This window comes from Pseudaestuariivita atlantica (assembly GCF_001205715.1).
Taxonomy (GTDB): domain Bacteria; phylum Pseudomonadota; class Alphaproteobacteria; order Rhodobacterales; family Rhodobacteraceae; genus Pseudaestuariivita; species Pseudaestuariivita atlantica.
Genome location: NZ_AQQZ01000005.1, coordinates 165,025 through 186,799, shown reverse-complemented (window position 1 = coordinate 186,799; position 21,775 = coordinate 165,025). Strand labels below are relative to the sequence as shown.

Sequence of the window (21,775 nt, the reverse complement as noted above, 5' to 3'; positions counted from 1 at the left end):
CAAAATGGGTCTGCCCTTCGAGTCATCGCCTTGAAGTCAAAAAGGGATCGAAGAAACATGGCTAAAGTCATTGGTATCGACCTCGGCACCACCAACTCGTGCGTGGCCATCATGGACGGGTCTCAGCCGAAGGTCATCGAAAATGCCGAGGGCGCGCGCACCACGCCGTCCATCGTCGCCTTCACGGACGACGAGCGCCTCGTCGGTCAGCCCGCCAAACGGCAGGCCGTCACCAACCCCGACAACACGATCTTCGGCGTCAAACGCCTGATCGGTCGTCGCGTGGACGATGCGCACCTCAAGAAAGACAAGAAGAACCTCCCCTTCAACGTCGTCGATGGCGGCAATGGCGACGCGTGGGTCGAAGCCAAGGGTGAGAAGTATTCGCCGTCGCAAATCTCTGCTTTCATCCTGCAGAAGATGAAGGAAACCGCCGAGTCGTACCTGGGCGAGGACGTGACGCAGGCCGTCATCACCGTGCCCGCCTATTTCAACGACGCGCAGCGTCAGGCGACGAAGGATGCCGGCAAGATCGCGGGCCTCGAAGTCCTGCGGATCATCAACGAACCGACCGCTGCCGCGCTGGCCTATGGCCTCGACAAGGACGAAACCAAGACGATCGCCGTCTATGACCTTGGCGGTGGTACGTTCGACGTGACCATCCTCGAAATCGACGACGGCCTGTTCGAAGTGAAATCGACCAACGGGGACACGTTCCTTGGTGGTGAAGATTTCGACATGCGGATCGTCAACTACCTTGCCGACGAGTTCAAGAAAGAGAACCAGGTCGACCTGACGCAGGACAAGATGGCCCTGCAGCGCCTGAAAGAGGCGGCCGAGAAGGCCAAGATCGAACTGTCCTCGTCCTCGCAGACCGAAATCAACCAGCCGTTCATCTCGATGGGGTCGAACGGCCAGCCGCTGCACATGGTCATGAAGCTGACCCGTGCCAAGCTGGAATCGCTGGTCGGTGACCTGATCAAGGCGTCGCTGAAGCCCTGCAAGGCCGCGCTGAAGGATGCGGGCCTGTCCACGTCGGACATCAACGAGGTCGTTCTGGTCGGTGGTATGACCCGGATGCCGAAGGTCATCGAAGAGGTGACCAAGTTCTTCGGGAAAGAGCCGCACAAGGGTGTGAACCCGGACGAGGTCGTTGCCATGGGCGCCGCCATCCAGGCCGGTGTTCTGCAAGGTGACGTCAAGGACGTGGTCCTCTTGGACGTCACGCCCCTGTCGCTGGGGATCGAGACGCTGGGTGGCGTGTTCACCCGCCTGATCGACCGCAACACCACGATCCCGACCAAGAAGAGCCAGATCTTCTCGACCGCCGAGGACAACCAGAACGCGGTGACCATCCGCGTGTTCCAGGGTGAGCGTGAAATGGCGTCCGACAACAAGATGCTCGGCCAGTTTAACCTGGAAGACATCCCGCCCGCGCCGCGCGGCATGCCCCAGATCGAGGTGACCTTCGACATCGACGCCAACGGCATCGTGTCCGTGGGCGCCGCCGACAAGGGCACCGGCAAGGAGCAGAAGATCACGATCCAGGCCTCGGGCGGTCTGTCGGACGAAGACATCGACAAGATGGTCAAGGACGCCGAGGAGAACGCCGAAGCCGACAAGGCCCGCAAGGAGCTGGTCGAGGCGAAGAACCAGGGCGAAAGCCTTGTCCATTCGACCGAGAAGGCGCTCGAAGAGCATGGCTCCAAGGTGGACCCGTCGACCGTGGAAGCGATCGAACTGGCCATCGCCGCGCTCAAGGACGAGCTGGAAACCGACAATGTCGACAAGATCAAGTCGGGCATCCAGAACGTGACCGAGGCGTCCATGCGGCTGGGTGAAGCGATCTACAAGGCAAGCCAGGAAGAGGGCGAAGAGCCTTCGGCAGCCGACGCGGGCCCGGACGAAGACGATATCGTCGACGCCGATTTCGAGGATCTGGACGACAGCAAGCGCGCCTGAGCGCCGCTGGCTGAGCCGGGCCCGTCAGGGCCCGGCCTGTCCGGGCCTTCGAAGGAGGGACCAGTTTCATGTCGAAACGCGATTTCTACGACATCCTCGGCGTCCAGAAGGGCGCGAGCGCCGACGAGATCAAGAAAGCCTATCGCCGCAAGGCGAAAGAGCTTCACCCCGACCGCAACGCCGACAACCCCAACGCCGAAGAGCAGTTCAAGGAGGCCAACGAGGCCTATGAAGTGCTCCGCGACGCCGACAAGAAGGCGGCCTATGACCGGTTCGGTCATGCCGCGTTCGAAGGCGGCATGGGCGGCGGTGGCGGACGTCCGGGTGGCGGTTTCCACGGGCAGGGCGATTTCGCCTCGGCCTTCTCGGACGTGTTCGACGACCTGTTCGGCGACATGATGGGCGGCGGCCGCGGTGGCGGTCGCAACCGTGCTGCCCGCGGGTCGGACCTGCGCTACAACCTGCGCGTCACGCTCGAAGAAGCCTTCACCGGCCTGCAAAAGACCATCCAGGTGCCGACCTCGGTGCAATGCGGATCCTGCGAGGGATCCGGTGCCGAAGGCGGGGCCGAGCCCACGACCTGCCCGACCTGTTCGGGCATGGGAAAGGTCCGCGCGCAGCAGGGGTTCTTCACCGTCGAACGCACCTGTCCGACCTGTTCGGGTCTCGGCCAGATCATCAAGAACCCCTGCGCCACCTGCGGCGGGCAGGGCCGCGTCGAAAAGGACCGCGCGCTCAGCGTCAACATCCCGGCCGGGGTGGAGACGGGCACGCGCATCCGCCTTGGTGGCGAAGGCGAAGCCGGGATGCGCGGTGGGCCCGCCGGGGACCTCTACATCTTCATCGAGGTCGCGAAGCATCCGATCTTCGAACGGGATGGGATGAACCTCTTCTGTCGCGTGCCGGTGTCCATGGCCTCGGCCGCGCTGGGCGGTGACATCGAGGTTCCGACAATCGATGGCGGCCGCGCGCGGGTGAAGATCCCTGCGGGCAGCCAGTCGGGTCGCCAGATGCGCCTGCGGGGCAAGGGCATGCCGGCGCTGCGCGGTGCGGGCAAGGGCGACATGTTCATCGAACTGGCGGTCGAGACGCCGGTGAACCTGACGTCGCGCCAGAAAGAGCTGCTGAAGGAATTCGAGAAGCTGAGCGAGGAAAACAATCCCGAAAGCTCCAGCTTCTTCAAGTCCATCAAGGAGTTCTGGGACAGCATGAAAGGCTGACCCGGCACCGGGGCGCATAGCCCTTAATCGGTCGTTAACCAGAATCGGGCCAGCGTGATCGCATGGCCCGATCGTCTTATTTCGCCGAAGCCCAACTTCCGTTCGACGAACCCGTTGCCGCTCCCGCGACCGGCAGACAGCCGTCTTATATCCGGGATCACCGCAAACGGCTGCGCGAACGGTTTCTCACCGGCGGCGCGGATGCGATGCCCGACTATGAACTGCTTGAACTCGTCCTGTTCCGCGCGATCCCCCGGCAGGACGTGAAACCGCTGGCGCGGCGGTTGCTCGAGGTGTTCGGCGATTTCAACCGCGTCCTGTCCGCCCCTGCCGCGCGCCTGTCGGATGTCGACGGCGTGGGCGAGGCCGTGATCACGGAGCTGAAGATCGTGGAGGCCGCCGCGCATCGGCTCAGTCGTGCGCGGGTGATGCAGCGCCATGTCCTCAGCTCATGGGATGCGCTGGTCGATTACTGTCACACGACGATGGCGCACCGCGATACCGAACAGTTCCGCGTCCTTTACCTTGATCGCAAGAACGTGCTGATCGCGGACGAGGCGCAGGGGCAGGGCACGGTCGACCACGTGCCGGTCTACCCGCGCGAGGTCGTCAAACGGGCCCTGGAAGTGAACGCGTCGGCCCTGATCCTTGTCCACAATCACCCGTCAGGCGATCCGACGCCCAGCAGCGACGATATCGCGATGACCTCGCAGATCGTGGCCGCGGCAGAGGCTTTGCGCATCACCGTCCACGACCACCTGATCGTCGGCAAGTCTCGGGAATTGAGCTTCCGCTCCGAAGGGTTGCTGTAAGCGCGGCTCTACTTCAGCCAGACCTCGACCCGCCGGTTGACCGACCGGCCCCAGCTGGTGTCATCACAGGCCATCGGCATCATCTCCCCGAAGGAGGCCGCGCGAAGCGCAAGGCGAGAGAAATCCGCCGTCTCGGCCGCGTCCCTCACCGCGCGCAGCACGGCATCCGCGCGGCTTTGGGCGATGCGGCGGTTGGCTTTCGCGTCCCCGTTCCCGTCCGAGAACCCGGCAAACAGCAGGTCCCGCGTGTCGTACCGCCCCGCCTCCAGCGCTCGGGCAAGCTGTTGCACGTTCGAGTTCGACTGCGCGTCAAGCCGTGACGAGCCAACCTCGAACCGGAAGGAGATCGACAGGCGTTTGCGCCCCGCCAGCGTCGCGACCATCTCCTGCAACTCCGGCAGGCCGAATTCGGTGCCCGCTACGGACACGGCGTTGACCAGCCGGTCACCCTGTGCGTCCCACGGGATCTCTTCCGGCGCCTGGTCGACCAGCCCGGCGCGCCGGATCACGATCTGGGCCAGCGGACTGCGGGTGTAGGCAAGGAAATCGCGCGCGAGTTTCGGCAGCCGCCGCGCGGGCAGGTACAGGAACATCGGCGCGGTGAGGGGGTAATCCTCGGTTTTGATGGTCTGCCGGGAGGCGGCGAGCGAGAAGCCGCATCTGCCGGTCAGCGTCAGCGGCTTGGCATTACCCAGGTTGGCATAGCTTGCGATGCCAAGGGCCAACGCGTCGCCCGACACGTCGGTGACCAACTCCCGGTTGGAATTGCGCGTGACGACGTCGGGGCCGGGACGGGCCCGCGCGGGCGACAGCACCCGGTCGGTCATGGATTGCGCGAGCCCGGTGCCGGGCGCGGGGACATACACCTCGATCGGGGCGTCTTCGCCGCCCAGTTGCGCCCAGTTGTCGATCTCCCCGGCAAGGACACGGGCCAGGTCGGGCAAGGAGATCGTGTCGAGCGGGTTGCCGGGCGCCACGATGGGGACAAGGCCATCCAGTGCCAGCACGCGGCTCCGGTTGGCCTCGCGCAGGTCGCCAAGGCCCGCATCGCGCGCCAGCCGGACCTCGCCCAGCCGGACGGCCCGCAAGGCCATCACCACGTCGGCCTCGTCCGCCAGCAGGTCGGCAAAGCCTTCCTCGGTCGTGCTGGCGCGGAAGGTGAAGCGCGCTACCACGCGATCCTCGCGCGGGTCGAACAGGGCGTATTCCACCCGGTCGTCACCTGCGACGCTCCGCTCTGACCGGAAGCCCGAGGCGCGGGCAAAGGCCTCCACCAGCAGGGGCATGACCCGTTCGGCGATGACGGCGCTGCCCGATAGCCGCATCCGGGCGACATAGGCGCCAAGGTTCGGGCACCCGACGCCGTCGCATTGCACGCCGGACCCGTCGACTGTCAGCTCGCCATAGGTCGTCGCGACCCGGTAGAACTCGCCGTCAAACCCCAGAAGCGTGCCGTTAATCGTGACCGCGCCATCCTGCGAAGTCAGCGTGACGTCCTGCGCGGTGGCGGCAAAAGCCCAGCCCCAAAGAAAAAGTGCGGCAGAGACCGCCGCACGCCATCCTGACATTCAACCCCCGCGAAAGCCGGTTCACTTCGCGGCGATTGTCAGGTCTTCGATCAGGTTTTTCAACACCAGAAAATCACCCACGGTATCGCAATCGGGCATGAACAGGGTCAGGTCCTGCACGCGCAGCGCGCCCGCCTGCCGGTATTCCAGCGTCTGTGCATCCACCTGCCGACCACAATTGGCCTGCGTCACCTCGGCCTCGACGCTCAGGTTCACGGCACCCGGAATGTCAGCCATGCGGGACGGGAAGGTATAGACCTCGGCCAGAAGCGCCTCGTCATCGTCGGCGACGCCAAGCCGGGTCATCAGGCCGGACTTGCCTTCGGCGGTGGCGCGGGTCGTTCCGGGCGCGTCGGCCCAGACATGGCCTTCGGCCCAGTAGGCTGCATCGTATTCAAGCGCGTGCAGGCCGATGCCGGTATCGCGGCCCTTCCATTGCACGACGATGCGGTCATAGGCCTTGAGCGACGCGACGTCGATCTGCGCCACGGCTCCGTCGCCTGACGGGAAGGACGCGATGAAAACGGCTTTCGGGGCCAGCGCGGGAACCGTGATCGACAACGCGCCGTCCGCGTCGGTCCGGTCGGCAAACATCATGCCATTGTGGTGGATCGTCACGCGCTGACCGGCGAGGCAGTCCGCCTTGAGTTTCAGTGCGACCATGGCAGCGGGTCGCGGCGCGGCCTCCAGCGTGATCGGGCAGGCCGGTTGCGGCGCCGCGGATTCTTCGGGAAGCGCGGGCGCGGGCAGAGTCGTAGTGTCCGCAGCAACGCGCACCGGCGTGTCTGGCAGGCGCGGAACGGCCATGTCCCGCGGCGCGGCCATCGAGGCCGTCAGGGTGATGTCGGTCACTTCCAGCGGCTCCGGCGGGGCGCTCGCCGTGCGCGGTTGAACCACGTATTGCATGACAAAGCCGATACCAAGAGCGGCGATCAGGGTCAGGCCCAATAGTGCATTGCGGTTCAAAAGCAGCATGTCTGGCTCCGGGACACGGTTTGGTCCAAGGACAGACGTAATGGTTAATACCGGCGCTCGTTGGACCGCTCTTGGCAAGACAAGCGGCCCTTTTGTGGCATTTTCTGGACGCCCCGCGCGGGGGCGTCAGGCCAGTTTGCCGTGACAGTGCTTGAATTTCTTGCCCGAACCGCAGGGGCAGGGATCGTTCCGGCCGGGGTTGCCCCAGGTCGCGGGGTCATTTTCGTCGAACCCCTCGGCGGCGGTCGGCCCGGCGGCGGCTTGATCGCCTTCGGTCTGACCCGGTTGCCCGGCCTGTGAGGCGTCGGCCTGCGCTTTCAACTGCGCCTGCTGGGCCATCATCTGTTCCATCATCTGGCGCTGCTCTTCTTCTGTCAGCGGACGGATCTGGGCCAGTTGCTGGGTCACCTGCACGCGCAGGCTTTCCAGCATCGACTCGAACAGTTGGAAGGCTTCGGACTTGTATTCGTTCAGCGGATCGCGCTGGGCATAGCCGCGGAAGGCCACGACCGACCGCAGGTGTTCCAGCGTCAGAAGATGTTCGCGCCACTTGGCATCGATGGTCTGAAGCAGGACCTGCTTTTCGATGTTGCGCATGTTCTCGGCGCCGAAATCGACCGCCTTCTTGGCCATCAGCTTGTCAGAGGCATCCTGCAGGCGTTCGCGTACGACCTCGTCGTCGACGCCGTCCTCGTCGCCCCACTTGATGACCGGCTCGTCGATGCCAAGGTGCTCGATCGTGGCGGCGTAAAGGCCGTGCATGTCCCACTGGTCGGCATAGGTCTTGGGCGGGAGGTACTGATCGACCAGGTCGTCGATCACCTCGTGCCGCATGTCGGTCACGATCTCGCTCAGGTCGTCGGCTTCCATGATCTCGCGGCGCTGGCTGAAGATCACCTTGCGCTGATCGTTCATCACGTCGTCGAACTTCAGAAGCTGCTTGCGGATGTCGAAGTTGCGTCCCTCGACCTTGGCCTGCGCCCGTTCCAGCGACTTGTTCACCCACGGGTGAACGATGGCCTCGCCCTCCTGCATGCCCAGCGTCTTCAGAACCTTGTCCAGCCGTTCCGACCCGAAGATGCGCATCAGGTCGTCTTCGAGCGACAGGTAGAACGAGGACCGGCCCGGATCGCCCTGCCGGCCCGACCGGCCGCGCAGCTGGTTGTCGATGCGGCGGCTTTCGTGACGTTCGGTGGCCAGAACGAACAGCCCGCCCGCATCCTTGACCTTCTGTTCTTCGCCCTTGTGCGCCTCTTCGATCCGCGCGCGGATCTCTTCGGGGTCGCCTTCGGGATCGGCAGCGATGGCTTCCATGATCTGGAATTCGACATTGCCGCCCAGCTTGATGTCGGTGCCACGGCCCGCCATGTTCGTCGCGATGGTGACCGCGCCCAGCTTGCCCGCATCGGCGACGATCTGCGCCTCCTGCTCGTGCTGGCGTGCGTTCAGGACGTTGTGCGGCAGGCCCTTTTCCTTGAGCATCGCCGACAGCATCTCTGATTTCTCGATCGAAGTTGTGCCCACGAGGACCGGCTGGCCCTTTTCATGCGCTTCCTTGATCGTGTCGACGATGGCGTCGTATTTCTCGCGCGCGGTGCGGAAGACCTGGTCGTCCTCGTCGATCCGCGCGATTTCGCGGTTGGTCGGGACTTCCACGACGCCCAGGCCGTAGATTTCCGCGAATTCCTCCGCCTCGGTCGCGGCGGTGCCGGTCATGCCCGACAGCTTGTCGTACAGGCGGAAGTAGTTCTGGAAGGTCACGCTGGCGAGCGTCACGTTCTCGGGCTGGATGTCGCAGCCTTCCTTCGCCTCGATCGCCTGGTGCAGGCCGTCCGACAGGCGGCGGCCCGCCATCATGCGGCCGGTGAATTCGTCGATCAGCACGACCTGCCCGTCGCGGACGATGTAATCCTTGTCCTTGGTGAACAGCTTGTGCGCCCGCAGGCCCTGGTTCACGTGGTGCACGACGGTGGTGGATTCCGGATCGTACAGAGACTGGCCTTCCGGCAGCAGGCCGCGCGCGTGCAGGTGCTCTTCGAGGAACTCGTTGCCGTCATCGGTGAAGGACACGTTCCGTGTCTTTTCGTCGATCTCGTAATGATCGTCGTTCAGGTCGGGGATCAGGCGGTCGATGGCGATATACAGGTCGCTCCGGTCCTGCGCCGGGCCCGAGATGATGAGCGGCGTGCGCGCCTCGTCGATCAGGATCGAGTCGACCTCGTCGACGATGGCGAAGTTGTGCCCGCGCTGGCTCATCTCTTCGAGGGAGGAGCGCATGTTGTCGCGCAGGTAGTCAAAGCCCAGCTCGTTGTTCGTGGCATAGGTCACGTCACAGGCATAGGCGGCCTTCTTCTCGTCCTCGGGCTGCTGCGGGTAGACGACGCCGGTCGTCAGGCCGAGCGCGGCAAAGACCTTGCCCATCCACTCCGCGTCCCGCTTGGCGAGGTAGTCGTTCACGGTGACGACGTGCACGCCCTTGCCGCTGAGCGCGTTCAGGTAGGCGGGGAAGGTGGCGACCAGCGTCTTGCCCTCACCCGTCTTCATTTCCGAGATGTTGCCCTGGTGCAGGAATATCCCGCCCATCAGCTGCACGTCGAACGCGCGCAGGCCAAGCGCGCGCTTCGCCGCTTCACGGCAATTGGCGAAGGCTTCGGGCAGCAGGTCATCAAGGCTCTCGCCGCCCATGGCGCGTTTCGCCAGCGCCTCGGTGCGGTCCTTGATCTCGTCGTCGGTCAGCTTCTCGAACTCGGGTTCCAGCGCGTTGATCTTCTCGACCAGCGGGCGCGTCGCCTTGATCTTGCGGTCATTGGGGGTTCCAAAAACCGCCTTGGCCAGTTTGCCGAACATGCGCGTTCCGATCCTCTTGCGCGCCGTTGTCTTGCACGTCGCGAGTGTTCCTCATAAGGGTTTGGTCAAAGGCCCACCCTATGCAGTCCAACGCGATGTAAGGGTCGGGAAACCCCGTGTCAACGCGGGCCCAAGGTGGTCCGCCCGATCGATGAGGACCTGTTCCCATATGACCCGATTCAGCATTTTCCTCGCCGGCGCGGCGATGTCGCTCGCCCTGTCCGCCACCGCGCAGGAAACGACGACGGACGCCGAAGCGCCCGCCATGATCGAGGCAACCGCCGACACCGTTCTGGCCACCGTGAACGGGCAGGACATCACGCTTGGCCACGTCATCGTGATCCGCGCGGGCCTGCCGCCGGAATACCAGAACCTCGGCGAAGACGTGCTGTTGTCAGGTATCCTCGACCAGCTGATCCAGCAGGCTGCCGTGAACGATACGGACGGCGACGAATTGCCCAAGCGGGCGCGCGTCGCGCTGGAAAACGAGAAACGGACCATCCTTGCAGGGCAGGCGCTTGAAGCCGTGGCAAACAGTGCGGTGACCGACGAGGCGCTGCAGGCCGCCTATGACGCGCGCTATGCCGACGCGCCGGTCAAGCAGGAATACAACGCCTCCCACATCCTCGTGGAGACCGAGGAAGAGGCGCGGGAGTTGGTAGAGATGCTGGCGGAAGGCGCCGACTTTGCCGAGTTGGCCAAGGAAAAGTCGACCGGCCCGTCGGGGCCCAACGGCGGCCTTCTTGGCTGGTTCGGCGAAGGGGCCATGGTGCCGTCGTTCGAGGCAGCGGTCATCGCACTCGCCCCCGGCGAGGTGTCGGCCCCGGTGCAGACCCAGTTCGGCTGGCACGTCATCAAGATGAACGAGGTGCGCGACCTCCCCGGACCGTCGCTTGACGACGTGCGGGACGAGCTTGCCGGCGAAATCCGTGAAGAAGCCGTGCGCGCGCACGTGGATGCCCGCACCGCTGCGGCCGATATCACGCGGCTCGACCTGGAAACGATCGATCCTGCCGTCGTGACCCGGACGGACCTGCTGGACGAATAATGGGCGGCGTTCCTCCGCGCTCTCCGCTCGCGCCCGCCAGCTTTCCGGACCTTCCCTCCGTGGCCGGCCTTCGGCTCGCCACGGCGGCGGCAGGCGTGAAATACCGCGGTCGGGACGACGTGATGCTGGCGGTGCTTGACCCCGGTTCGGTGGTCGCCGGCACCTTCACCCGCTCGCGTACCCGGTCCGCGCCGGTTCTGGATTGCGAGGCGAAGCTGGGTGGTGACCCGTCCGGCCCCGCCGCGATCCTCGTGAACGCGGGCAACGCCAATGCCTTCACCGGCCGCAACGGCGTCGCCGCGGTCGAGGCGGTCACGACGGCGGTCGCCATCGCGACCGGTGCCGAGATCGGCCGCGTCTTCACCTCCTCCACCGGCGTGATCGGCGAACCCTTGCCGCATGACAGGATCACCGCGACGCTCGACCAGATGGTCGCGCAACTGGGATCCGGCGATTTCGAAGCGGCGGCGGACGCGATCCGCACCACCGACACCTTCGCCAAGGGCGCCGGAGGGCGCGTTTCGCTGTCGGGCGGGGAGGTCACGATTGCCGGGATCGCCAAGGGCTCGGGCATGATCGCGCCCGACATGGCGACGATGCTCGTCTACATCTTCACCGACGCGCGGATCGAACAGGACAGGTTGCAGGACATGGTCCGGCGGCTGTGCGACCGGACCTTCAACGCGATCACGGTGGACAGCGACACGTCGACCTCGGACACGCTGCTTGTTGCGGCGACCGGGGCGTCGGGCGTCGATGCGGACGACGCCTTCGAGGCCGCGCTGCACGACGTCATGCTCGACCTCGCGCATCAGGTGGTGCGGGACGGCGAGGGCGCGACCAAGTTCGTCGAGATCACCGTGACAGGGGCCGAAAGCGAGGCGGAGGCCCGCAAGATCGGCCTGTCCATCGCCAATTCGCCGCTGGTCAAGACCGCCATCGCGGGGGAGGACCCCAACTGGGGCCGCGTCGTCATGGCGGTCGGCAAATCCGGTGCGGCGGCGGATCGCGATCGCCTGTCGATCCGGTTCGGCGATATCCTCGTCGCCACCGAAGGCTGGGTCGCACCCGGCTACCGCGAAGAGGATGGCGCCGCCTACATGAAGAACGCGGAATTGCAGATCGCCGTCGACGTGGGCGTCGGTGATGCGCAGGCGACCGTGTGGACCTGCGACCTGACGCACGGCTACATCTCGATCAATGCCGACTATCGGTCCTGACATGGCGAAAGTTGTTCTTGTCTCGGCCGTGGCCCTGATCGACCGCGACGGTCGCGTGCTGGTGGCGCAACGCCCCGAAGGCAAGTCGATGGCCGGTCTGTGGGAATTTCCGGGCGGCAAGGTCGAAGAGGGCGAGACGCCCGAAGCCGCCCTGATCCGCGAATTGCACGAGGAATTGGGGATCGACACGTGGGCCTCGTGCCTCGCTCCGCTGACCTTCGCGTCGCACGGCTACGAGTCGTTTCACCTGCTCATGCCGCTTTTCGCCTGCCGGAAATGGGAGGGTGTTCCCCGCCCCAAGGAAGGGCAGGTGCTTAAATGGGTGGCACCGCGCGACCTGAAATCGCTGCCGATGCCCCCTGCCGACATCCCGCTGATCCCGATTTTGCGCGATTGGCTTTGAAGGAACTTGGAAATGCACCGCGTTTCGACGCTTTGACGAAATTTTGAGAAAAATGTGTCAAAAAAGTGTCCAGTTTTGGAACTTTCTGTTTGCACTTCTGCAAGGCCCGACTAACTTAACCTCACACGACCGAGATTTGGGGAGATCCGGTATGCTTAAGACTGTAATTCTGGGAAGCTGCGTGTCCGTGCAAGGCGTGTTCGTCCGGAAATTTTCCGATGGACGCATTGCAGTTCGCGTGGGTGATCGCCTGTTCGCAGGTGTCCCTGCCGCCTGAGATGCGCGCTACCCTTTCGGTCGCGCGATTTCTTCCAGGCTGATCGTGAACCGAAAAGAAAGGCCCCGGAGAGATCCGAGGCCTTTTTTGTTGTCTTGTCGTGATGCCCGCAAAGGTCAGGTCAGCGTGCGCGTCACTTCCTCGCGTTCGAAAATCTCGATCACGTCGCCGGGGCGGATGTCGTCGTAATTCTCGAACGCCATGCCGCATTCCTGGCCGGACTGGACCTCGGCCACTTCGTCCTTGAAGCGCTTCAGCGTCTTCAGCGTGCCTTCGTGGATCACAACGTTGTCGCGCAGCAGGCGCACGCCGGCGGACCGGCGGGCCACGCCCTCGGTCACCAGACAGCCCGCAACCTTGCCGACGCCCGACACCTTGAAGACTTCCTTGATCTCGGCATAGCCGATGAAGTTCTCGCGGATCTCCGCGCTCAGCAGACCGGACGCGGCGGCCTTCACGTCGTCCACGAGGTCGTAGATGACGCTGTAATACCGGATCTCCAGACCCTTCTGGTTGGCCGAGTTGCGGGCGGGCGCGTTGGCACGGACGTTGAAGCCCATGATCGGCGCGCCGCTGGCTTCGGCCAGGCCCACGTCGGTTTCGGTGATCGCGCCGACGCCCGAGTGCAGCACGCGCACGCGCACCTCGTCGTTGCCGATCTTCTCCATCGCCTGAACGATGGCTTCGGCCGAACCCTGCACGTCCGCCTTCACGACGATGGGCAGTTCCTTGACGTTCTCGTCTTCCTTGGCCTTCGCCAGAAGCTGGTCGAGCGTCGTGGCGGCACCGGCGGCTGCGCGCTTATCCTTGGCGGCCTGTTCGCGGTAGGCGGCGATCTCGCGCGCCTGCGCTTCGGTTTCGACCACGTTCAGCACGTCGCCCGCTTCGGGCGTGCCGTTGAGGCCCAGAACCTCCACCGGCACCGACGGCCCGGCTTCTTCGACGCGTTCGCCCTGGTCGTTGATCAGCGCGCGCACCTTGCCCCACTGCTCGCCCACGACGAAGATATCGCCCTGCTTGAGCGTGCCGTTCTGCACCAGAACGGTGGCGACAGGGCCACGGCCCACGTCCAGCTGCGCTTCGATCACCGCGCCTGCGGCGGCCCGGTCCGGGTTCGCCTTCAGTTCGAGGATCTCTGCCTGAAGCGTGATCGCTTCCAGCAGATCGTCGAGGCCCTGACCGGTGATCGCCGACACTTCGACGTCCTGCACTTCGCCCGACAGCTCTTCGACGATCACTTCGTGCTGAAGCAGATCGGTGCGGACCTTGGTCGGGTTCGCCTCGGGGCGGTCGATCTTGTTGATCGCCACGATCATCGGCACCTGCGCCGCCTTGGCGTGGTTGATCGCCTCGACCGTCTGCGGCATCACCGCGTCATCCGCGGCAACCACCAGCACGACGATGTCGGTCACCTGCGCACCGCGCGAGCGCATCGAGGTGAAGGCCGCGTGGCCCGGCGTGTCGAGGAAGGTCAGCTTGTGACCGTTCTGTTCGACCTGGTAGGCGCCAATATGCTGGGTGATGCCCCCTGCCTCACCCGCGACGACCTTCGCGTTGCGGATCGCGTCCAGAAGCGAGGTCTTGCCGTGGTCGACGTGACCCATGATGGTGATGACGGGCGCGCGGGCTTTCAGATCGCCCTCGCTGTCCTCGACCTGGTCGATCACCTGTTCCACGTCCGAATCCGACACGCGGGTGACCTTGTGGCCGAATTCCTCGATGATGAGTTCGGCGGTGTCCGCGTCGATGGTCTGGTTCTGCGTGACCATCATGCCGTTCTGCATCAGCGCCTTGACGACGTCGCCCACGCGTTCGGCCATCCGGTTGGCAAGTTCGGCCACCACGATGGTTTCGGGCAGTTGCACGTCGCGCACGACCTTTTCGCGCTCGACCTGGCCACCCATCGCCTTCTGGCGCGCGCGCTCCTGCTTCCGCTTCATCGCGGCCATGGATTTCTGGCGGCCACCTTCGCCGCCGCGCAGGGCCTGGTTCAGCGTCAGCTTGCCCGACCGGCGGCCATCGTCGCGACCACCCTTGCCGCCCTTGCGGTCCTGCTCGCGTTCGCGCTCGCTCTTGCGGCCCGGCTGTGCGGCGCCGCCCGACGGGCGGGCGGGCCCACGGGTGTCTGCTTTCTCCGGAGCGGGTGCGGCGGCGGCGCGGTTCGCGGCCTCTTCGGCCTCGCGTTTCTGGCGTGCCTCTTCCTCGGCCTTGGCTTTCAGCGCTTCCTCGCGCTCGCGCTCGGCGCGTTCCTTGGCTTCGGCTTCCTCGCGGCGACGCTCGCGCTCTTCGGCGCGGGCCTTTTCCTCGGCCTCGCGCTTGGCGGCTTCGTCGGCTTCACGCGCCTTGGCGGCCTGCACGGCCTTCAGGCGGCGTTCCATCTCGGCATCGGAAATGCCCGCGGGCCGCTTGCCGCTGCCCGAGGTCGGTGCCCCACCCGTCGCAGGCTTGTTGGCCGCGCCCGGTTTGGGCACGACGACGCGCTTGCGCTTGGTTTCCACCACGACGTTCTTCGTGCGGCCGTGGCTGAAGCTTTGCTTCACATTGCCCGAGCGGGCGCCACTGCGCAGTCCGAGGGTTTTTTTGCCGTCGTTGTCGCTCATCTAGTCCGTCTGTCCTTTCCGGCGGGCGGTCCCACCGTTTGCGCCTGATTGCACATCGGCGCGCATGCCTTTGAGGCGTTGCGCTTCCTCTATAACACGTCGGCTGAGTCCACCAGAGCGAATGGCGGCATGAATGACCGCCTGTCGCCCGAATGCCAGACCCAGCTCGTCACTGGTCAACCAGCCCAGCCAGCGCCCGTCACGCGGCGTGTTGAGCTTGCCCTTTCCGCGCTCTGACCCGTCCGAGGCTTGGATCAGCACCTTGACCTCTTCCTTGTCGAGCGCGGTCTTCACCTTCTCGTACCCGGCAATCGCGTCGCCGGATTTGCGCGCCATGCTGATCAGGTCGATCAGGCGCCGCGCCAAAGCCTGTTCCACAAGGTCAGCAAGCCCGTCGGGCACCGTGACCTTGCTGCGTGCCGCGCGGGCGAACTGGCCCTTGGACGCGGCCTTTTCCACGGCGTCCCGCGTCGCGCTGACCCACATGCCGCGTCCGGGCAGCTTGCCCGCCACATCCGGCACGATCGTGCCATCCGGCGACACCACGAAACGCACAAGGCCGGACTTCGGTTGCACCTCGCCCGTGACGATGCACTTGCGTTCGGGTCCGTCCGTCCGGTCCCTGGATTTGCCCCCGCGGCTCAAGTCGCAGCGTCGCGGTCCGGGATCAGACCGCGCCCTCCTCGGTTTCGGCGTCATCGCCTTCGCCTGCGGTGCCGTCTTCTTCCGCGGCAACCAGTTCGTCGGGGTCGACCCAGCCAAGAATGATCCGGGCGGTCATCACGAGGTTCTGCGCCTCGGCAAGGTCCACATCGAATTTTTCGAGCAGGCCGTCATCCTTGACGCGCTCGCCGTCCACCGTGGTCCAGCCACCGGCCAGTTCCCAGTCGGCGCAGGTCGCGAAATCCTCGAGCGTCTTGATGCCGTCCTCGGCCAGCGCCTCCACCATCTGGGGTGTGAGCCCCTCGAATTCAATGAGGCTGTCCTCGGCACCCAGTTCGCGGGCGTGCTCGAGCGCCTTGCGGGCCTGTTCTTCGAGGAACTCGCGCGCACGGGTCTGCAATTCCTGCGCCGTGCCTTCGTCGACGCCGTCGATCACCAGCAGTTCGTCCAGTTCGACATAAGCCACCTCTTCGAGGTTGGTAAACCCTTCGGACACCAGCAGCTGGGCGAAGAATTCGTCCAGATCGAGCGTGTTCATGAACAGCTCGGTCCGCTCTTCGAACTCTTTCTGACGACGCGCCGATTCCTCTTCCTCGGTCATGATGTCGATGTCGAGGCCCGTCAGTTGCGACGCCAGCCGCACGTTCTGACCGCGACGGCCGATGGCGAGCGACAGCTGCTCTTCGGGCACCACGACCTCGATCCGCTCGGCTTCCTCGTCGAGGACCACTTTGCTGACCTCTGCCGGTTGCAGCGCGTTCACGAGGAAGGTCGGCATGTCCTCGTTCCACGGAATGATGTCGATCTTCTCGCCCTGCAACTCGTTCACCACGGCCTGCACGCGGGAGCCGCGCATACCGACGCAGGCACCGACAGGGTCAATGGAGCCGTCATAGGAAATTACGGCGATCTTGGCGCGCGAGCCGGGGTCGCGGGCGACGGCCTTGATCTCGATGATGCCGTCGTAGATTTCCGGCACTTCCATCTTGAACAGTTCGGCCATGAATTCCGGCGCGGTGCGCGACAGGAAGATCTGCGGCCCGCGCGGTTCGCGGCGCACGTCCTTGATGTAGCAGCGGATGCGGTCGTTCGGGCGATAGCTTTCGCGGCCGATCTTCTCGTTCCGGCGCAGCACGGCTTCGCCACGACCCACGTCGACGATGACGTTGCCGTATTCTTCGCGCTTGACGAGGCCGTTGATGATGGTGCCGGCGCGATCCTTGAATTCGTCGTACTGGCGGTCACGCTCGGCTTCGCGGACCTTCTGCAGGATCACCTGCTTGGCCGATTGGGCGGCGATCCGGCCCATGTCAACCGGCGGCACTTCCTCGACATAGGTGTCGCCGACCTGGGGGTTGTCCATGTATTGCTTGGCCTGCTCGACGGTCATCTCGGCCTGGTAGTTTTCCAGTTCCTCGTCCTCGACCACGGTGCGGACGCGGGTAAAGGTCGCGCGGCCGGTCTTGCGGTCGATCGACACGCGGATGTCCATCTCGGCCCCGTAGCGCGACTTGGCCGCACGGGCGAGGCTTTCCTCCATCGCTTCGATTACAAGCGAGGGGTCGATCATCTTTTCACGCGCGACCGCTTCGGCGGTCTGCAAGAGTTCCAACTGGTTGGCCGAGGTAATCGCCATCTGTCCGTCTCCAAGAAGTGGCGTGGCCCGGAAACGAAAAACGGGCCACGCGGCCCGTTTGTCTTTCCGGTGGTGCTCCGGGTGTGGACCCCGGCGCGCCGCTGTTGAAGGCGATATACGCGCGCCGGGGTCCGGTTGCAAGGGGCCAGCGGTCAGAGCAGGAAGTTGGTGGCGTCCAGCATGATTTCCCCGGTCAGGGTGACCTCGAAATCGGCGGCGCCGTCACCGTCCACGTCAGCCTGCACCACGGTGTTGCCGCTCGAGATTTCGTACCGCAACTCGCCCGCGGTGTTGCTGAAGGCCGCGTCGCCGACGAAGTTGAGCGCCTGGTTGCCGCCCTGGGTCGGGTCGCCGTCGATCCGGCTCAGCTCGATCCGCTCGTCCATGGTGAAGTCGGTGATCGTGTCACCCATGCCCGCCATCGAATCGGCGGTGCCGAAGAAGATGAAGCGGTCGGTGCCCGCGCCCCCGGTCAGCACGTCGGCACCCTGGTTGCCGTAGATCGCGTCGTTGCCGATCCCGCCGTCCAGCGTGTCGTCCCCGGCGCGGCCATACAGCCGGTCGGAATGGGTGCCGCCGACGATCATGTTGGCACCCATGTCGCCCCAGATCGCGTCGGCGCGGTTGGTGCCCATGACGTTTTCGACGTTCACGTACATGTCACCCGCGGCCTCGCCCGAGCCCATCACGGTATTGCCAAGGTCGACCATCACGCCGGTCCCGTCGGCAAACATTGCCCAGTCAGAGCCCGCCCCGCCGTCGATCATGTCGGCGCCCGCGCCGCCCTGGATCGAGTCGTTGCCGTCCCCGCCAAGGATCATGTCGTCATCGGTGCCGCCCATCAGCAGGTCGTCGCCACCGGCGCCGTCCACCGTGTCGTCACCCGCGCCAGCATCGAACGTATCCGCGCCGTCGGTCAGGGTAAAGCTGTCGCTGGCCACGCCGCGTGCGTCGTCAAGGATGTCGAGTGCTTGCGCGACGGTGATCTCCTCGATCTCGCCTGCGGCGGCGGGCAGTATCGGCACGTAACCGTTCTGCATGCCGTTCACCTCGCCCTCGGTACCGTCACCGATGCCTTCGGGCACGTCGAGCCCGTGCAGCACCAGTTCGCGCAGCTCCAGCGGCAGCAGGTCGGCGGCGGTGTAGTCGTTGCCGGAAACCGGGCTGAAGAAATTCGAGGAATCGCCAAGGTCGTAATTCTGGATGAACACGATCTGCCCGTTGGCATCCGACATGATCGGCGCGCCGTTGTCCGAGAACGGCAGGATCACGTCACCATAGGAAGGCAGTCCTTCAAGCACCTCGACCATGCCGTCGCGGTCGGTGTCGTTGAACAGCGTCGGCGTCCGGCTGTCGGCAGGTGCGCCGTTTTCATCGAACACGCCGTGAATGTGCATCGGGTGCACCTGTCCGGGGGCCGTGTTCTCGGCCACGACCATGACGTTGAGGTAGCGCGTACCGTCGGCTTCGGTATTGACCGCGATGATCGCGTCGCCGGTCACGCCGGACGAATTGAACGCCGCAAGATCGACGCGATAGACCGCATCAACATCGGCGCGGTTCAGAAAGACTTCAAAGGAAGTAAAGGATTGTCCAAGATGTGCCATGAGTGTCTCCCATTAAGGCGGATATGCGGGAGTCACGGATGCCGGGTGGCAGAAGTTTCAAATTTTGTCGGAAAGGCCGGGAAAGCCGTCAATTTCCGGACGTGTCGCCGTCTTCGTCGGTCTCGACCTCGTCGAACTCGGCTTCGTCCAGCGGTTGCGCCTTGCGCTGGCGCAGCATCTCCTTGACCAGTTCGTCGGTCATCACCAGCTTGGCGTCATTCAGCCAGTCGAATTTCAGGCCGATCGTGCCCTCGTCGACATTGATCAGGACTTCGTCGCCCTCGATCCCGGCCAGCACGCCGCGGAACCGCTTGCGCCCGTCGATCAGTTCGGCGGTCTCCAGCTTCGCGTCATAGCCTTCGTAGAGGTCGAAATCCTTCAGCCGGGTCAGGGGCCGGTCGATGCCGGGCGAGGAGACCTCGAGCGTGTAGGCGTCGAGGATCGGGTCCTCGACATCCAGCGTTGCGCTGACGGCGGTCGAGATCTCGGCGCAATCGTCCACCTCGATCCCGCCGCCGGGACGTTCGGCCATGATCTGAAGCGTCGGCGTGTTGCCGCCCATCAGCCGCAGGCGCACCAATTCGAAACCCATGTCCTCGATCACGGGGGTCACGATTTCGGCCAGGCGGCGGTCCATGGCGGATTTGGCGATCATGTCGGACATCGGTTCGTCGATCCAAAAACAAGCAGCGGGCACAAGGCCCCGTCGATCTGTCGCAGACACATGCCGGATCGGTGCCCGGCGCGGCGCGTCTGCGGGGCATATACGGGGCCGGCGCGGGGTTGCAAGGGGTTTGCCGGCATCGCGCCGCGTGCTAGCCAGAAGCAGTTGGATTTCTTCGGCGGCTGCAAGGATTTATGGCCACGACCTATAACTGCCCGAATTGCGGCGCCGCGCAGGACCCGGCATTCCGCGCCGCCCGCATGATGACCTGCACCTCGTGCGGCACCACCCTGTTCCTCGACCCGTCGGGCGCGCGGGACGCGGGAAGCGCGGGCGTGATGCACGACGCACCGTCGCTTCTGACCCTCGGCACCGATGTGCGCCTTGCGGGCGCGGTGTGGCATGTGGTCGGTCACGCGCGCTATTCCTATGGCCGGGGGCATTGGGACGAATACTGGTGCACCTCCGGCGACGATGCCGCGTGGATCAGCGTCGATGAAGGCGATGTCGTCGTGCAGCGCGCCCTGCCGCCCGACGACGCGCCGCGCCTGTCCGGCCCGCCACCCACAGGCCAGACCATCGAGGTTGCGTCAGGCTTCTGGGGCGCGGACACCTACCGGGTGACGGAACGCGAAGAGGCGCGATGCGAGGCCATTCGCGGCTCCTTCCCCGAACCGCTCGAAGTCGGCGAGACACACACTTTCGTCAACGCCAACGGGGAACATGGTGGCCTTCTGTCCGGTGAGTTTTGGGACGGCGGGCAGGCGTGGTTCCTTGGCGAATGGGTCGATCCGTTCGACGTGCGCGCCGCATGACGGATGTGCGCAGCATAAACTGCACGTCCTGCGGGGCGGGGCTGGACGTGCTGGGCGGGGGGCGTGTGACCACCCATATCTGCGGCTATTGCGGCGCCGAGCTTGCCACCAACGCCGACTACAAGGTCCTGCGCAAGTTCGCCGATATGCCGCGGCCGGTCTCTCCGTTCCACATCGGTATGCGTGGCCGCATCAAGGGTGTCGAATGGACGATCATCGGTACCCTCGGGATGGAGGAGCGCTGGGACGGGCAGGTCTGGGTCTGGACCGATCACATGCTGTTCTCTCCCACCCACGGCTATGCGTGGCTGACGGTCGAGGACGGGCACCTGACCTTCACCCGCCGCCTGCGTGGTGTCGGCACGCGGGTCTGGATGAGCGAGCGCTGGGTGGAAACCGCCGAACACCCGCCCACGGTCAAGGTCGATGGGAAGCGGTACAAGTATTACGAGACGTCGAACACCAAGGTGACCTTCGCCGAGGGTGAGTTCAACTATCGGCCCGAAGTGGGCCAGACCCGCCAGCACATCACGGCGCTGGGCGATGACGCCATGTTGTCGTTTTCCGAAAACGACGGAGAGCGGGAGGTCGACCGGACGGAATACCTGCCGCAGTCCGAAACCTTCGCCGCGTTCGGCGCGACCCCGCCGCCCCCGCCCGCGACCGTGCACCCGACCCAGCCCTATGTCGGCGGCGCGCATGAAGGGTTCCTCGCGCGGGCGAGCTTCGGGTTCGCCGCGCTGTCGGTCGTCCTGTCGCTGTGGTTCTGGCTGCAGCCGGGGGAGCGTGCGCTCGACGTGCGCAATATCGCCGTCGCGTCGCTGCCGCAGGAGTTCACGTTCGATGTGCCGCGCACCGGGCAGCTGACCCGCATCCGCATCAATAGCGACGTGCGCGACGGCTGGGCTTTTGTCGAAGCCTACGTCACCGACCCCGAAGACCGCCCCGTATTCGAAACCGGCCGCACCGTCGAACGCTATCGTGGGGTGTCGGAAGGCGAACGGTGGACCGAAGGATCGGGCGGGTCGACCATCCGCTTCCGCCCCGAACTCGCCGGGCCGCACACCATCGAACTGGCCGTCAGCGAAACCGGCAAATGGTTCGGCAGCGGTATCCGGCGCGACAACCGGGCCGCCATCGGGCAGGTGGGCCTGACCGTGACGAACGGCGTCGCCAGCGGGTTCTGGACGCTATGCCTTGCGGGCCTGTTTGTTGCCTTCGGCCTGTGGCAGCACGCGGGACGATTCCTGCACGACCTGCGCCGCTGGTCGGGCACTGACTGGACGGATGAAGACTGATGATACGCGCCGCCTTCATCATCTGCGCACTATTGCTCGTCGGGGCCGGGGCCTACCTGGGCCATGCCGGCATCTGGCGCGAAAGCTATGATCTGGACCGGTCGGTCCGGGCCGGGTCTCCCGGCGCGGGCGGCATCATCGGTCGCGTGAAATAACCCGG

The 21,775-nt window shown here is 65.1% G+C and carries 17 protein-coding genes; 9 read left to right on the top strand and 8 right to left on the bottom strand.

The features are described from left to right. Positions 1 to 57 precede the first annotated feature (57 nt). From dnaK to radC, 3 genes are all read left to right on the top strand, one after another. Positions 58 to 1,962 carry a molecular chaperone DnaK gene (gene dnaK / locus ATO11_RS12900; protein WP_050531304.1) on the top strand — a complete coding sequence of 635 codons (1,905 nt, stop codon included), beginning with the start codon at positions 58 to 60 and terminating at the stop codon, positions 1,960 to 1,962. Positions 1,963 to 2,030: 68 nt separating this feature from the next. Further along, a complete protein-coding gene (gene dnaJ, locus ATO11_RS12895; RefSeq protein WP_050531303.1) occupies positions 2,031 to 3,182 on the top strand; it encodes a molecular chaperone DnaJ in 1,152 nt (383 codons plus the stop codon). Positions 3,183 to 3,244: 62 nt separating this feature from the next. Further along, positions 3,245 to 3,994, top strand: a complete 750-nt coding sequence (gene radC, locus ATO11_RS12890; protein WP_050531302.1) for a RadC family protein — start codon at positions 3,245 to 3,247, stop codon at positions 3,992 to 3,994. A gap of 8 nt (positions 3,995 to 4,002) precedes the next feature. Here the strand turns inward: radC and ATO11_RS12885 are convergent, their stop codons facing one another. The 3 genes from ATO11_RS12885 to secA all read right to left on the bottom strand — a co-directional run bounded on the left by ATO11_RS12885 (position 4,003) and on the right by secA (position 9,384). Continuing rightward, entirely contained in the window at positions 4,003 to 5,562 is a 1,560-nt protein-coding gene (locus ATO11_RS12885; protein ID WP_050531301.1) for a phosphate ABC transporter substrate-binding/OmpA family protein, read from the bottom strand. A 21-nt stretch (positions 5,563 to 5,583) separates the two neighbouring features. Beyond that, complete coding sequence (locus ATO11_RS12880) at positions 5,584 to 6,537, bottom strand: hypothetical protein (protein ID WP_050531300.1); 954 nt, start codon at positions 6,535 to 6,537, stop codon at positions 5,584 to 5,586. Between the two features lie 126 nt (positions 6,538 to 6,663). Beyond that, positions 6,664 to 9,384, bottom strand: coding sequence for a preprotein translocase subunit SecA (gene secA / locus ATO11_RS12875; protein WP_050531299.1), 2,721 nt, complete (start codon positions 9,382 to 9,384; stop codon positions 6,664 to 6,666). 169 nt (positions 9,385 to 9,553) lie between these two features. On the opposite strand from secA, the gene ATO11_RS12870 reads away from it, so the two are divergent. Genes ATO11_RS12870 through ATO11_RS12860 form a run of 3 tightly spaced genes read left to right on the top strand, consistent with a single transcriptional unit; the run spans position 9,554 to position 12,055 of the window. Next, a complete protein-coding gene (locus ATO11_RS12870) occupies positions 9,554 to 10,432 on the top strand; it encodes a peptidylprolyl isomerase (RefSeq protein WP_050531298.1) in 879 nt (292 codons plus the stop codon). Continuing rightward, positions 10,432 to 11,652: a bifunctional glutamate N-acetyltransferase/amino-acid acetyltransferase ArgJ gene (gene argJ, locus ATO11_RS12865; protein WP_050531297.1), complete on the top strand. Its 1,221-nt coding sequence runs from the start codon at positions 10,432 to 10,434 to the stop codon at positions 11,650 to 11,652. The genes ATO11_RS12870 and argJ overlap by 1 nt, the downstream gene beginning before the upstream one ends. A 1-nt stretch (position 11,653) precedes the next feature. After that, the gene (locus ATO11_RS12860) at positions 11,654 to 12,055 is read left to right on the top strand and encodes a (deoxy)nucleoside triphosphate pyrophosphohydrolase (RefSeq protein WP_050531296.1); all 402 of its coding nucleotides are present in this window, start codon (positions 11,654 to 11,656) and stop codon (positions 12,053 to 12,055) included. A gap of 393 nt (positions 12,056 to 12,448) precedes the next feature. On the opposite strand, the gene infB is transcribed toward ATO11_RS12860, so the two are convergent. From infB to rimP, 5 genes are all read right to left on the bottom strand, one after another. Beyond that, positions 12,449 to 14,932, bottom strand: coding sequence for a translation initiation factor IF-2 (infB, locus tag ATO11_RS12855; RefSeq protein WP_050531295.1), 2,484 nt, complete (start codon positions 14,930 to 14,932; stop codon positions 12,449 to 12,451). Next, a complete protein-coding gene (locus tag ATO11_RS12850; protein WP_050531294.1) occupies positions 14,933 to 15,577 on the bottom strand; it encodes an RNA-binding protein in 645 nt (214 codons plus the stop codon). 22 nt (positions 15,578 to 15,599) lie between these two features. Next, entirely contained in the window at positions 15,600 to 17,231 is a 1,632-nt protein-coding gene (gene nusA, locus ATO11_RS12845; RefSeq protein WP_050531293.1) for a transcription termination factor NusA, read from the bottom strand. 152 nt (positions 17,232 to 17,383) lie between these two features. After that, positions 17,384 to 18,838, bottom strand: a complete 1,455-nt coding sequence (locus ATO11_RS12840; RefSeq protein WP_050531292.1) for a calcium-binding protein — start codon at positions 18,836 to 18,838, stop codon at positions 17,384 to 17,386. Between the two features lie 88 nt (positions 18,839 to 18,926). Then, a complete protein-coding gene (gene rimP / locus ATO11_RS12835; RefSeq protein ID WP_050531291.1) occupies positions 18,927 to 19,502 on the bottom strand; it encodes a ribosome maturation factor RimP in 576 nt (191 codons plus the stop codon). 194 nt (positions 19,503 to 19,696) lie between these two features. Here rimP and ATO11_RS12830 point away from each other — a divergent pair, with 194 nt between their 5' ends. Genes ATO11_RS12830 through ATO11_RS22170 form a run of 3 tightly spaced genes read left to right on the top strand, consistent with a single transcriptional unit; the run spans position 19,697 to position 21,770 of the window. Further along, a complete protein-coding gene (locus ATO11_RS12830; RefSeq protein ID WP_050531290.1) occupies positions 19,697 to 20,317 on the top strand; it encodes a DUF4178 domain-containing protein in 621 nt (206 codons plus the stop codon). Further along, positions 20,314 to 21,615, top strand: coding sequence for a DUF4178 domain-containing protein (locus ATO11_RS12825; RefSeq protein WP_050531289.1), 1,302 nt, complete (start codon positions 20,314 to 20,316; stop codon positions 21,613 to 21,615). The genes ATO11_RS12830 and ATO11_RS12825 overlap by 4 nt, the downstream gene beginning before the upstream one ends. Beyond that, a complete protein-coding gene (locus ATO11_RS22170) occupies positions 21,615 to 21,770 on the top strand; it encodes a hypothetical protein (RefSeq protein WP_165586974.1) in 156 nt (51 codons plus the stop codon). The genes ATO11_RS12825 and ATO11_RS22170 overlap by 1 nt, the downstream gene beginning before the upstream one ends. The last annotated feature ends 5 nt before the right edge of the window (positions 21,771 to 21,775 follow it).